9 protein-coding genes, 1 tRNA gene and 1 rRNA gene are annotated in these 13,376 nt (G+C 60.2%); 1 reads left to right on the top strand and 10 read right to left on the bottom strand.

The features are described from left to right. Positions 1-23 precede the first annotated feature (23 nt). Positions 24-746, bottom strand: coding sequence for a head GIN domain-containing protein (locus AB5Y99_RS16955; protein ID WP_368210238.1), 723 nt, complete (start codon positions 744-746; stop codon positions 24-26). Positions 747-1,109: 363 nt separating this feature from the next. Between AB5Y99_RS16955 and ovoA the strand changes: the two genes are divergently transcribed. After that, positions 1,110-3,260: a 5-histidylcysteine sulfoxide synthase gene (gene ovoA / locus AB5Y99_RS16950; protein WP_368210235.1), complete on the top strand. Its 2,151-nt coding sequence runs from the start codon at positions 1,110-1,112 to the stop codon at positions 3,258-3,260. 79 nt (positions 3,261-3,339) lie between these two features. Here ovoA and AB5Y99_RS16945 read toward each other — a convergent pair whose 3' ends face one another. From AB5Y99_RS16945 to AB5Y99_RS16905, 9 genes are all read right to left on the bottom strand, one after another. Further along, complete coding sequence (locus AB5Y99_RS16945) at positions 3,340-4,290, bottom strand: bile acid:sodium symporter family protein (protein ID WP_058056266.1); 951 nt, start codon at positions 4,288-4,290, stop codon at positions 3,340-3,342. Between the two features lie 295 nt (positions 4,291-4,585). Next, the gene (locus AB5Y99_RS16940) at positions 4,586-6,031 is read right to left on the bottom strand and encodes an amino acid permease (RefSeq protein WP_111901717.1); all 1,446 of its coding nucleotides are present in this window, start codon (positions 6,029-6,031) and stop codon (positions 4,586-4,588) included. 166 nt (positions 6,032-6,197) lie between these two features. Next, positions 6,198-6,536, bottom strand: coding sequence for a tRNA-binding protein (locus AB5Y99_RS16935; RefSeq protein WP_005342042.1), 339 nt, complete (start codon positions 6,534-6,536; stop codon positions 6,198-6,200). Positions 6,537-6,612: 76 nt separating this feature from the next. Beyond that, positions 6,613-8,058 carry an amino acid permease gene (locus AB5Y99_RS16930; protein WP_107683168.1) on the bottom strand — a complete coding sequence of 482 codons (1,446 nt, stop codon included), beginning with the start codon at positions 8,056-8,058 and terminating at the stop codon, positions 6,613-6,615. A 103-nt stretch (positions 8,059-8,161) separates the two neighbouring features. Beyond that, complete coding sequence (locus AB5Y99_RS16925) at positions 8,162-8,617, bottom strand: beta-galactosidase subunit beta (protein ID WP_204477882.1); 456 nt, start codon at positions 8,615-8,617, stop codon at positions 8,162-8,164. After that, on the bottom strand, positions 8,614-11,688 hold the full coding sequence (gene ebgA / locus AB5Y99_RS16920; RefSeq protein WP_368210232.1) for a beta-galactosidase subunit alpha: 3,075 nt from the start codon (positions 11,686-11,688) through the stop codon (positions 8,614-8,616). The genes AB5Y99_RS16925 and ebgA overlap by 4 nt, the downstream gene beginning before the upstream one ends. 321 nt (positions 11,689-12,009) lie before the next feature. Next, positions 12,010-12,975, bottom strand: coding sequence for a transcriptional regulator EbgR (gene ebgR, locus AB5Y99_RS16915; protein ID WP_323893506.1), 966 nt, complete (start codon positions 12,973-12,975; stop codon positions 12,010-12,012). Positions 12,976-13,140: 165 nt separating this feature from the next. Further along, a 5S ribosomal RNA gene (rrf, locus tag AB5Y99_RS16910) occupies positions 13,141-13,255 on the bottom strand. Between the two features lie 27 nt (positions 13,256-13,282). Further along, positions 13,283-13,358 (bottom strand) — tRNA-Thr (locus AB5Y99_RS16905). Between the last annotated feature and the right edge of the window lie 18 nt (positions 13,359-13,376).

Here is a 13,376-nt window from a genome sequence, read left to right as displayed (position 1 = left end):
TCAGTTGGGGTGATCGGTTGATATCAACTGCCCGCTCGGGTCACGCCGCCGGAGCCTGCGATCTGCTGCTCCACCTTGGGATCGCCCCAGTAGGCGATGTTACCTGAACCGGCGATGCCGACTTTCAGCGTCTCCTGCGCCCGCACCGCCACATCACCGCTGCCGGCGATATTGACCTCTACCTCCTTGCCGCGCATCCCGCTCCCGAGCACATCGCCAGATCCGGCAATGTTCAGCTCGATGGCCTGTGCCGAACCGCTGCCCAGCTCCAGACTGCCGGTGCCTGCGATATTCCCTTCCAGCCGTTTCAGCTCCAGCTGACTGGCGACGATGTCACCGGTACCGGCCACCGACAGCACCAGCTCATCGCCCTTGAAGCCGCTCAGATCGCCGTTGCCGGTCCCGGCCAATGCCAGTTCGTTCAACACCGGCAAGGTGATGGTCAGCTCCAGCGGCTCGGTAGGATCGAGCCGGTAACCCTCCTTCACCTCGATCTCCAGCTTGTCGCCGCTCTCGGTCAGCACCAGATAGGGCAGCAGGTTCTCCTGCCCCTTGATCAGGATACCGCGCGGCTCCCCCGCGACCAGATGGAGGGTGGCAGGCACCCCCGCCAGCACCCGGGTCACCCAATCACCGAGCGCCTGCTGGCGCTCGACCACAGCCCCCGTTCCGGTCACTCTGGTCTGATCCAGCCAGTTACAACCACTGAGCCCTGCCATCAACATGACAACCATCATCCATTTCATCACTACTCTCCTCCTTATGTGTTGGCCATCCCGGGCCAATTGGTTTTCATGCTCTGCAAAGCGTGAGCCAAAAATTAACCTAATGATTCAAAAGGAAATAACCATTAAACCCAGAACAAACCGAAGAATTCAGAGAGCCATTTAGACCATATTTTGGTGAAAATAACCATTCTCGAACGGATATGATTGTGGCTGATTGGCGGGTCGTCCTGCCGGTCGCTACGCTGACAAGCCGTGGAAGTTTTGGATTGCCCTGCCGGTCTGTTGAGCCAATAGTGGTACTTCGTGCGTACCAAGCTCTCCATTGCGGTAATGTCATTACCACTGTCTTGTCAGTCTTCACTGCCAACAAGGAGTCAGAGCGTGACCCAAGCAAGCCCTCTCTATTCCACTGCCACCGGTCTGCCGGAGCCGACTCGCACCCCGTTGCTGACCGGCAGCGATCCCGAGCAGAAACGGCGCGAGCTGCTCGCCTACTTCTGCCAGACCTTCGATCTCTACGACTCACTGTTCGACTGTCTGGCCGATGAGCGGGCCTGGTTCAACAAGGCGATCCCCCTGCGCCATCCGCTCATCTTCTACTACGGCCACACCGCCGCCTTCTTCATCAACAAACTGCTGGCGGCGCGCCTGATCGACCAGCGGCTGGATGCCCGCATCGAGGCCATGGTCGCCATCGGGGTGGACGAGATGAGCTGGGACGATCTGGACGAGACCCACTACGACTGGCCCAAGGTCAGCGAGCTGCGCAGCTATCGGGCCAAAGTCCGTTCGCTGGTGTGCGATTTTATTCGCCAGATGCCGCTCACCCTGCCCATCAACTGGCAGAGCCCGGCCTGGGTGATCCTGATGGGGATAGAGCACGAGCGCATCCACCTCGAGACCTCCAGCGTGCTGATCCGCCAGTTGCCGCTCGCCTGGGTGCGGCAGCAGCCTTATTGGCCCGCCTGTACCGAAGCCCGCCACCGCATTGATCAGGTGCCCGCCAACAGCCTGCTGCCGGTGGCCGGCGGCAAGGTGCACCTTGGCAAGCAGGACGCCACCTACGGCTGGGACAACGAATATGGCGAGCGCCATATCAAGCTGGCCCCGTTTCAGGCCAGCCACATGCTGGTGAGCAATGCCGAGTACCTCGCCTTCGTTCAGGCGGGCGGCTACGGCCAACAACAGTGGTGGGATGAGGAGGGATGGGGCTGGTGCCAGTACGCCAAGGCGCAGATGCCCACCTTCTGGGTCGGAGACCCCGCCGAACCCGGGCAGTTGCAGCTGCGGCTGATGACCGAGCAGGTCGCCATGCCCTGGGACTGGCCGGTCGAGGTAAACCAGCTGGAGGCGGCCGCCTTCTGTCGCTGGAAGGCGGCCCAGACCGGACTCCCCATCCAGCTGCCGAGCGAGGCGGAATGGATGCTGCTGCGCGAGCAGCTACCCGGCGATCAGCCGGACTGGACGGAGGCCCCCGGCAATATCAATCTGGCCCGTTTCGCCTCCTCCTGCCCGGTGGATGCCTGCCCGCAAGGGGAGTTCTTCGATCTGGTGGGCAATGTCTGGCAGTGGACCAGCACCGCCATCGATGGTTTCGACGGCTTTAAAATCCACCCGCTCTACGACGACTTCTCTACCCCCACCTTTGATGGCAAGCACACCCTGATCAAGGGCGGCAGCTGGATCAGCACAGGTAACGAAGCGCTCAAATCATCCCGTTACGCCTTCCGGCGTCACTTCTTCCAGCATGCGGGTTTCCGCTATCTGGTCTCCCGTTATCAGGAACCCGTTATCGTGAATCCCTATGAAACCGACACGCTGGTCGCTCAGTACCTCGACTTCCAGTACGGCCCGAGCCACTTCGGGGTAGCCAACTACGCCAAGACGCTTGCTGATCTTGCTGGCGAGCTGTGCAGCAACCACCAGCGGGCGCTGGATATCGGCTGCGCCACCGGCCGCGCCAGCTTCGAACTGGCTCGCCACTTCCAGCATGTGGACGGGGTGGACTACTCAGCCCGCTTCATCGATGTGGCGCTGGCCCTCGCCAGTCAGGACAGCTTCCGCTACGCCATTCCGCTGGAGGGTGAACTGGTGGAGTATTGCGAGGCGCGCCTGTCGAGCCACGGGCTGGGGGCGAGTCAGGCTGAGCGCATCCACTTCAGTCAGGGGGATGCCTGCAACCTCAAGCCCAAATATGACCACTACGATCTGGTGCTCGCCTCCAACCTGATCGATCGGTTGCGGGAGCCCGCCCGCTTCCTGCGGGACATAGCTCCCCGGCTGTGCAGCGGTGGCCTGCTGGTGCTCACCAGCCCCTATACCTGGCTGGCGGAATATACCCCGCCCGCCAACTGGCTCGGCGGCATTCGCGAAAACGGCGAGGCGCTCACCACCTATCAGGCGCTGCAACGGCTGCTGGCGGCGGAGTTCGAGGAGCACTGCCCGCCGCGGGATGTGCCCTTCGTCATCCGCGAGACCGCCCGCAAATACCAGCATACGGTGGCGCAGCTGACCGTCTGGCGCAAACGCTAGCACGCCGGTCGGCATGCAGATGAGAAGAGGGAGGCCAACGGGCCTCCCTCTTGTTATGGCAATAAAAACGCCGCGATTATCAATGCCCCTGCTCGTGATAGCGGCGCGCCAGCACGGCGCAGACCATCAGCTGGATCTGGTGGAAGATCATCAGCGGCAAGACCATGACACCGACGCTGGCGGCCGGGAACATGACGTTGGCCATCGGCACCCCGTTGGCGAGGCTCTTCTTGGAGCCGCAGAAGACGATGGTGATCTCGTCCGCCTTGTCGAAGCCGAGGCGACGGCTGATCCAGACGTTCCAGCAGAGCACCAGCGCCAGCAAGACACAGCTCAGCAGCACGATACTGGCCAGATCGTACCAACCTACTTGGTGCCAAATCCCCTGCACCACCGCCTCGCTGAAGGCGACGTAGACCACCAGCAGGATGGAGCTCTGATCCAGCTTGCCGATGAGCGGACGGTGGCTGTCGACCCAGCGACCAATGAGCGGGCGCGACAGGTGGCCCACCACGAACGGCAGCATCAGCTGCATCATGATGGACTGGATGGAGTGCCAGGTGTCGATCCCCTCTCCCTGCACGTGGATCATCATCCCCACCAGCACCGGCGAGAGGAAGATGCCGAGGATGCTGGAGGCCGAGGCGCTGCACACCGCCGCCGACACATTGCCCCCCGCCATCGAGGTAAAGGCGATGGCCGACTGCACGGTGGCAGGCAGGGCGCAGAGATAGAGGAAGCCAAGGTAGATGGCCGGGCTCAGCCAGCTCGGCACCAGCGGGGTGAGCAGCAGCCCCAGCAGCGGAAACAGCACGAAGGTGCTGAGCATCACCACAAGATGGAGCCGCCAGTGGCCGAGGCCTGCCAGCAGGTTCTGGCGCGACAGCTTGGCGCCATGCATGAAGAACAGGAGCGCCACCGCCAGCTTGGTCAGCAGACCGAACCAGACGGCTACCTGCCCCTCGCAGGGAAAGAGGGAGGCCAGGGTGACCACCGCAATCAGCACAACAGTAAAGGGATCCAGACGCACGAAAGGTCTCCATCAGAAGGACATCCTGCAGCCATGGCGACAGTCAGGATTGGGGAGGACAAGAAACGGAGCGGGAGATGTCTGGCACCTCCCGCTAAAACGAACCTCCAGCTTACCCCGATAACGGAGAGGCGCAAAGTTGAGCGGCGAATAATTGTTCATCAATGCTTAACGCCATCGTCATATCGAGCAGCAAAAGTTGACGATGAAACGGCCCTGACAGCTCCCAAACGGCTAAAAATGGATAAAAAAACGGGCGACCAAGGCCGCCCGTTCCGTTTTTTCACTCAGCCGATCAGCGCTGGCTGGCCAGCGTGCCGTTGCCGGTTTTCTTCTCATTGCCGCCGAGCTTGCGGGCCTGCCGCTTCTCGAAGCGGGAGATCCACCAGTAGGCCAGCGCCGAGAAGACCGCGGTCATAAAGACGTTGATGAAGAAGGCGCGCACCAGATCCACCCCGGCCGGGAAGGCGGAGGCACTCATGCTCACCACGAAGATGGCGATCAGCACCGACACCACGCCCATCCCGAACTTGCGCGACCCCATGCGGAAGTCGCGCGGGGTGTCGTCATGTTTCCAGCGGAACACGAAGTAGGCCACCATGATGAAGATCGGCGGCAACATGGCGGTACCGGCGGTGAGGTTGATGGCGGTGTTCATCATCTGCTGCACCGACTCGGAGCCGAAGCCGTTGACCACCAGCATCGCGAACACGAAGACAAACTGCCACCAGGCGGCGCGCACCGGCACGCCGTGCTCGTTGAGCTGGGTGGTCTTCTCGCCGTAAACCCCCTGCGGGATCTCGGAGAAGTGGATCTTCACCGGCGCCGAGGTCCACATCATCATGGAGCCGAACATGGCGATGAACAGCACCACGCCGACGAAGCGGCCCACCAGCGCCTCGGAAAGCCCGAAATACTGCGCCATACCGGTGAAGATCTCCACCATGCCGCCGGCATAAGTGAGGCTCTCGCGCGGCACGAACACGTTCACCAAAAGGGAACCGACCGCATACATGGCACCGATGACGATACCCGCGCTGATGATCACCTTGATAAAGGACTTCTGGCCGCCCTTCACATCATTGAGATAGGCCGCTGCAGTCTCGGCACCGCCCGCCGCCTGGAAGATCCAGCACATGATGCCGAGCGTCGCCCAGTTGACGGTGGGAGTCATCGCCTCCAGCGTGATGGGCTGTGCCGGCACATGATCGCCACTCAGAGCCATCAGGGCGCCCAGCACATAGATGGCGAACAGGGCAAATACCCCGTAGGCCACGATCTCGGCAATCTTGCCAAGCCAGCTCGCCCCCTTGGTGGAGATGTGGGTCGCCGCCGCAAACAGCACGATGGAGATGATCGAGGTGACCATGGGCGAGAAGCTGTACTCGTACCCCAGCATGGCGTATGAGGCGTAGGCGATGACGTTGGGCAGCAGGGAGACGAACCAGAACAGGTTCACGAACCAGTAGAGAAACGAACCCAGATAGGCCATCCGGGTGCCGAGCGGCTTTTTCAGCCAGTCGTACATCCCCGACTCGGAGTTTTTGTTGGCCGAAACGAACTCGGCGATGATGAAGACGAACGGGATGAAGTAGACGATGGTCGCCAGCAGGAAGATGGGGGCGGAGCTGAGCCCCAGCTCGATGTTGTTGTTGACGATGTTGCGCACGTTGAACACGGCGGCAAAGGTCATCGACAACAGGGCAAACTTGCCTATGGTGCCGCGTACGGATTCAGACATGGTGTCCTCCAGTGGACTTGCGCTCCCTGCGGGGAGCGCTGTGACTCTGTGATGTGTTCGGCAAGGGTCTGTCGGCCCCGCGCTTTATTCTCTTGTTATGATCGGGCCGCGTGCACGGCCTCGCTGGTGAACCGGTACCGTCTCCCGCACCGGCTCGCAATACCATTCAGACGATCGGAGTGCCCGGCGCCATCGGCACCCGCGGTTGCAACAGCACGCTCTGGCTCTCGTCCGGGGTCTCGGCGCACAGCAACATGCACTCGGATCGCTCGCCGCGCATCTTGGTCGGTTTGAGATTGGTCAGTACCACCACCTCGCTGCCCATCAGCTCCTCTTCGCTGTAGTAAGGCACCAGACTGGTGACGGTCTGCAGCGGCCGCTCGCCACCCACGTCGATCTGGACGATGTAGAGTTTGTCGGCCCCGGGGTGACGCACCACCTCCAGCACCTTGCCCACCTTCATCTCGACCCGCTTGAATTCGGCAAACTCGATCGTCTCGCTCATTCTCTTTTCCTTTTCTGGTTCAACGGTTTGCGGGTGGCCAACGGCCACCCGGTTTGATTGGGATTCAATTCAGTGCCTATGGCGTCTGCATGGCAACCTGCGCTGTCGGCTGGGCCTCTTTGGCACGCGCTTCGGCACTGAGGGAGGCCTCGTATCTGTTGTATTTCCACCAGGCGAAGCCGAGGAAAATCACGATCCCGCCGACGTTGTAGAAGATGATGGTCATGATGTCGGCGCCGGTCGGGAAGGTGGAGGCGAGGAAGCCCACCGAGAAGATGGCGATCAGCACCGAGACCACGGCGATGCCGGTGGTGCGCGAACCCATCCTGAAATCCCGCGGCAGGTGATCGAGCTTCAGACGCAGATTGAGGTAGGCCAGCATGATGAACAGCGGCGGCAGCATGGAAGCGGCGGCGGTCATGTTGATGACGGTGTTCATCAGATCCTGCGCGGTGTTGGAGCCCAGAGTCGGGATCACCATCAGCGGCAGCACGATGAGGTACTGGATCCAGGCTGCCCGGGCAGGCACACCGTTCTCGTTCAGCTCGACCGTCTTCTTGCCGAAGATGCCGGCCGGGATTTCGGAGAAGAAGATCTTCACCGGAGTCGCCGTCCACATCAGCAGGGAGCCGAACATGGCGGTGAAGGAGACCAGCCCGACGAAGCGGTTCATCAGGATCTCCGGCAGGCCGAAGTAAGCCGCCAGCCCTTCAAACACCTGCACCGAGCCGCCGGTATATTTCAGGGTGCCGCTCGGTACGAACACGTTGATCAACAGCGACGCGATGGAGTAGAGCACCCCGATAAAGATCCCGGCGATGATGATCACCTTCACGAAAGACTTGGAGCCCCCTTTCACGTCATTGACGTAGACCGCTACCGACTCGGCGCCACCGGCTGCCATAAAGATCCAGGTGGTGATGCCGAGGAAGGCCCAGCTGAAATCGGGGATCATCGCCTCTACCGTGATGGGGTCGGCCGGTTGCACGCCACCCACCAGAGCCGCACCTGCCAGCAGGATGTAGGAGAGGGTCAGCAGCAGCATCAGGGACGAGGTCACCGAGGTGATGGGACCGAGCATCTTGGCGCCGTTGGTGGAGACGTAAGTGGCAAAGGCAAACAGCACCATGCTTAACGCCGTGGTCGCCACCGGGGTGAGAATGTACTCGTAGCCGAGGAAGGCATAGGAGGCATAGGCGATGACCCGCGGCAGCAGCGAGGTGAAGAAGAAGAGGTTCACGAACCAGTAGGTGTAGGCGGAGATAAAGGCCCAACGACCGCCGAGGGAGCTCTTCACCCAGGCATAGACGCCCGCTTCGGAGTTCTTATTCAGTGACACGAATTCCGCAATGATCAGGCAGAACGGAATGAAGTAAAAAATGGTGGCCAGAAAGAACATCGGGGCCGAGGCCAGACCGATCTCGATGTTGTTGTTGATGACGTTGTTGAAGCTGAATACCGCCGCGAAGGTGAGCGACAGCAAACCGAACTTGCCTATCGTATTCCGTTTGGAATCAGACATGGTGCATCTCCAGACCTGTAGTTATTGCCGCGAAAGGGCGGGGCGTGGGTTGTAGGGTGAGCCCCGCCCTTCCGGCTTTTATCAGTGCAGAACCAGCGGCTTGTTATTTGTTCTTGAAGTAGCCGCCTTCGACGGTGACCTTGATGATCACCTTGCGCACCGGCGCATCGCCGACGAACCGGTAAGCCTCGTCGTTCTCGAAGATCACCACCTGACCGTTGCCGACCTTCTGGCGCGCACGCACCTCGCCTGCCAGCCACTCGCGATCCGTGGTGTCGTCATAGCCCTGCTCGACCGCCAGCTCGCTCTTGGCAGCCCACTCAACTGTCTCTTCCCCTTCCAGGTAGTAGTGGACGTCGAAATAGCGGCGCTGCCCCTCGAACAGGGAGGTGGCCGGGCTGGCCCCCTCCTGCAAGCGGTAGGTGAGGGAGTCACCGATGGAGTGGCAGATACCGGGCTTGAGGTTCGGCAGGTTGTTGATGGCCTCCACGCAGCGGCCCCACTTCTTGCCCTCCCGGTAGATGTTTTTGAACAGGGTCAGGTTGTCCAGGGTGATCATGCGAGGTTCCTCCCGCCGTTGATGGTGAGATCGAGCCCGGCCAGCGCAGCCGGATTGAGGTTGCCACGGGCGATGGGCAGCAGGGTCAGGCCGAAGCTGAACGGCTCGAAGCGCACCCGCCAGGAGTCCAGTACCTCGGAGCCCCAGGAGTTGGAGCCCAGCCCCAGCACCTTGTGATCCAGATTGAGGGTGAGATAACCGCTCGGCTCCAGCTCGTTGATGTGCTGCGCCGCGTGGATATGCTCCCAGCTGTAGGGCCAGACGCTCAGGTTGATGGGGGCATCGGGCCGCACGTAGAGACCGGCACCGTGACGGTTGGTCAAGGTCGCCCAGCGCACCTGCTGGCGGTTGCCGTTGTCCTGCGGGAAGGGGTAGTGCTCCCACATCTCGCCCACTGTGCTGTTGAAGCGGTCGATCCAGTTGCTCTGGCGGCTGTCCTGATAGTTCTCGCCCGGGCCCATGCCGTAGTAGTGCACTCGGTCGAGATCCTGACGAATGCCCAGCTCGAAGCCGATCTTGGGAATAATGTCGTCATAACCGCCGTAGGGCTGACCGGAGAGCGCAACGTGCAGCTGACCATTCGGGCTCAGGGTGTAGACGTAGCGGCAGCGCATGCCGAAGTCGAACACCGGCGGCGCGATCAGGCTCTCTACCGTCACCTCGACCGCCTCGCCCAGCTGGCGCCAGCTCAGAGTGCGGAAGTGCTCCTGCATGATCTGCAGATGGTTCGGGTGCCACAGGCTCTCGTACTCCTGCTTGTGGTTGTCGATCATCGGCTTGAAGAAGGTGAGACGCGGGGCTCGCTCGATAAGCTCATTGCCATCCTGCTGCCAGCTCACCAGCTTGCCGTCGAGGCGCGAGAAGCGCAGGGCGAAGCCGCTGCCGCTCAAGGTCAGGTCGAGCCGCTCATCGGCGATCTGCAACGGAGTGGCGTTAGGATTGGCAAAGGGCTGCAGCTGGCGAGTCGACTCTTTCAGCTGGAACTGGTACTGGCCCAACTCGTGCTCCGCCGCGCTGTAACGGGTGGCGGTGGCCTTGATGACCCGCAGCTGGACGAAGGTTTCCCGCCCATCGAGGGATGGCAGTTCGAGTTGCAACTCGGTGATGGCACCGGGAGCCACCCCTTCCAGCCGGATTTGCTGGCTGGCCAGCAGCTCGCCCTCGGCCTTCACCTCGACCAGCAGGCGGATGTCGTCGAGAGTGGAGAACCAGTAGCGGTTTTCCACCGCCAGCTTGCCGCTCGCCAGATCCAGTGCGCGCACCTTGACCGGGCAGATCACCTGCTTGTATTCACGCAGGCCCGGCCCCGGGGTCTGATCCGGATAGATGAGGCCATCCATGCAGAAGTTGTAGTTGTTGGGGTAGTCACCGTAGTCGCCGCCGTACTTGTAGACCGGGCGCCCCTGCTCGTCCTGATCCAGAATGCCGTGATCGCACCACTCCCAGATGTAGTGACCCTGAATGTGGGGATGACGGTCGAACACCTGCTGGTATTCGCTAAGACCACCCGGGCCGTTGCCCATGGCGTGGGCGTATTCGCAGATAATGCGTGGCTTCTCCATCGGGAACTCGCCGAAGCAGTTCATCTGGGAGACGCGGGAATACATGGTACTCACCACATCCACCACCTCGGCATCGCGATCCTCTTCGTAGTGCACCAGCCGGGTCGGGTCGATCGCCTTGCAGCGCTGGTACATGGCTCTGATGTTGCAGCCGTAGCCGGATTCGTTGCCGAGCGACCAGATGATGATGGAGGGGTGGTTCTTCTGGGCGTGCACATGGCGCTCGATGCGATCCACGAACACCGGCTCCCAGAAGGGATCGTCGGTGATGCGGCTGAGATCACCGACGTTGGCAAAGCCGTGGGTCTCCACGTCGGTCTCCGCCATCACGAACAGACCGTACTGGTCGCACAGCTCGTAAAAACGCGGGTCATTCGGGTAGTGGGCGGTGCGTACCGAGTTGAGGTTGTGCTGCTTCATCAGCACGATATCGCGTTCAACACGGTCCATGCCGACAGCGCGGCTCTTGAGGTGGTCGTTGTCGTGACGGTTCACCCCGTGCAGCTTGAGGTAGTGACCGTTGACGTAGAAGAGGCCATCCTTGACCTTGATTTCACGCACCCCGACCCGCTGCGGGATCACTTCCAGCAGCTCGCCCTGACCGTTGTAGAGGGAGAGTTGCAGCTGATAGAGGTAAGGATCTTCGGCGCTCCACAGATGGGGGTTGGCCATATCCAGCGTGAAGCGGCAATCACACTTGCCGTCGATGGCGAGATGATCGAGCGAGCCGCTGGCGATCTCGCTGCCCTGATCCAGCAGCGACCAGACCAGACGGTGATCACGGGCTGCAGCCCCCAGATTTTCCAGCTGGAGATCGCAGCTCAGGGTTGCGCTTTGATTGTCATCGGCCAGCGCGGTGCGGATGAAGAAGTCCTGCACATGGGCGGCAGGTTTGCCCACCAGATAGACGTCGCGGAAGATCCCCGCCATCCACCACATGTCCTGATCTTCGATATAAGTGGAGTCTGCCCACTGCATCACCCGCACCGACAACAGGTTCTCGCCAATGCTGGCGTAGGCACTGATATCGAACTCGGCGGTGAGGCGGCTCCCCTTGCTGAAGCCGACATACTGGCCGTTTACATAGACCTCGAAGTAGGTCTCCACCCCGTCAAACTTGATGATCACCTGCTCGCCATCCCAGGCCGGGCTCAGCATAAAGCTGCGCTGATAAGCACCGGTGGGGTTGTTGGTCGGCACGAAGGGCACGTCGATGGGGAAGGGAAAACCTTCGTCGGTGTACTGCAAGTTGCCATGTCCTTCCATCTGCCACATGTTGGGCACGGTGATCTGGCACCACTCGCTCATGGGGCTGTGATAGAAGGCCTCCGGCACCTGCAGGGGATGGTCGAAGTAGTGGAACTGCCACTGACCGCTCAAGGAGAGAAAGCGGCGGCTCAGCTCGCGCTGCATGGTGGCCGCCAGCACGTGGTCGGCATAAGAGAAGAAGTAGGCGCGCGGAGCCAGCCTGTTTTCACCAACGAATTGGACGTTTTCCCAGTTATTCACATGTCCTCCCGGAACAAGGCAACGTTAACTGGGTAAACTCTAGATAAACATTTACTAAATATCAGCTTTGAATTGGTAAAGTTTTAACCTGATCACAATGAACAGATGGTTTTGTGAGCGAGATCAGAAGCGGGAGATAAAGGAGGGCAAGATATGGATGAGTGGCATGGATGTTGATAGTAGCTGGCTGAGCTGCAATAAAATCAAATATAAAACAATATGATATGAAGTTGTTGGATGATATGGGAAAGAGGTTTACTTGGGAGAGGTGTCGCACCACCGCAAGATGGTGCGACTAAAAAGCAGAACATTTTACTAAAATCAGCGAGTAGTGCCGCGCAGGGTCAACTTGCTCGGTACCAGCACCCGGAGTGGAATATCCCGCTCGTCACGCAGCCGTTCGACCAACAGATTGACCCCCTGGGAGCCCATCAACTCGGAGTGGATCCGCACCGTTGAGAGCGGCGGGAAGGTGAACTTGGCGGTCGGAATATCGTTGACGCTGATAAGCTCGATCTGCTGGGGAATCGCCAGTCCCTTCTCGTGGATGGCACGCAGCACGCCAATGGCGATGGAGTCGGAGGCGACGAACAGCGCCTTGGGCCAGTCGCCGGCCAGCATCTCCTTCGCCAACTGGTAGCCGGAAGCGCTGGAGAAGTCGCCACGATAGAGATCGCTCTCCTGCACCACCCCCAGCCGCTGGCCATACTCCCGGAAGGCCAGTTCGCGCAGATCCGGATTCTCGTCCTGGCCACCGATATAGCCGATGCGCTGGTGCCCCTGCGCAATGAAGTAATCGACGACCTGCTGGCTGATCAGGGCGAGATCCACATCGACCGAGTCGAACTCTCCCTGTGAACGGCAGTCGACAAACACCAGCTGGCTGGAACAAGCCCTTAGCTGGACGAGACGCTCGGCTGTGAGGGTACCGACCACCAGAATGCCATCCACAGTGCTCAGTTCGCGCCCTTCACCGCAGTTGTAGAGATGGGTCAGTTCGATATTGAGGCGGGCACTCTGGGTTTCGATGCCATAACGGATAGCGAGATAGTAGGGATCGTTGACCTCGGTACTCTGGGGATAGGCATAGACCACCAGAAAGTGCAGCTTGCTCTTGTGTACCCCCTTGCGGGCGCTGCTGGTCTTGTACTCCAGCCGTTCGGCAATCTCGAAGATCCGCTGCTTGGTCTCTTCCTTGACGCTCAGGCTGGGATCCTCGTTCAGTACCCGGGATACCGTGGCGAGAGAAACCCCCGCTTCCTGTGCAATTTCCTTCAACGTAGCCATCAATACCTCGCTGGCAGCATCACGTGTTAATCGGTAACGGCTAAAGAGTAACGGGCAATCCCTTGATAGCCCAGCACTTTTACTAAAATGCCAGCGGCATGGCAGATTTTTGGAACGCAGAAATGCAAAAAGGCCTCCCTAATGGGAGGCCTCTTCTAAATAGGTGCCTGACAGTGTCCTACTCTCGCATGGCGAATGCCACACTACCATCGGAGCTACCGCGTTTCACTTCTGAGTTCGGCATGGGATCAGGTGGTTCCACGGCGCTATTGCCGTCAGGCAAAAGCTTTTAAAACTAACTTAAAGATGGTGCTGATACCCAGAATCGAACTGGGGACCTCATCCTTACCAAGGATGCGCTCTACCGACTGAGCCATATCAGCACACTAACCGGTAAAGAC

Source organism: Aeromonas sp. R4-2, from assembly GCF_040908295.1.
GTDB lineage: Bacteria > Pseudomonadota > Gammaproteobacteria > Enterobacterales > Aeromonadaceae > Aeromonas > Aeromonas veronii.
This window is presented reverse-complemented; position numbering and strand designations above follow the sequence as displayed.

Coding starts and splice junctions, on each gene's coding strand:
- AB5Y99_RS16955 (WP_368210238.1), bottom strand. CDS start 746: ATGAAATGGATGATGGTTGTCATGTTGATGGCAGGGCTCAGTGGTTGT.
- ebgR (WP_323893506.1), bottom strand. CDS start 12,975: ATGGCTACGTTGAAGGAAATTGCACAGGAAGCGGGGGTTTCTCTCGCC.
- AB5Y99_RS16930 (WP_107683168.1), bottom strand. CDS start 8,058: ATGTCTGATTCCAAACGGAATACGATAGGCAAGTTCGGTTTGCTGTCG.
- AB5Y99_RS16935 (WP_005342042.1), bottom strand. CDS start 6,536: ATGAGCGAGACGATCGAGTTTGCCGAATTCAAGCGGGTCGAGATGAAG.
- AB5Y99_RS16940 (WP_111901717.1), bottom strand. CDS start 6,031: ATGTCTGAATCCGTACGCGGCACCATAGGCAAGTTTGCCCTGTTGTCG.
- AB5Y99_RS16925 (WP_204477882.1), bottom strand. CDS start 8,617: ATGATCACCCTGGACAACCTGACCCTGTTCAAAAACATCTACCGGGAG.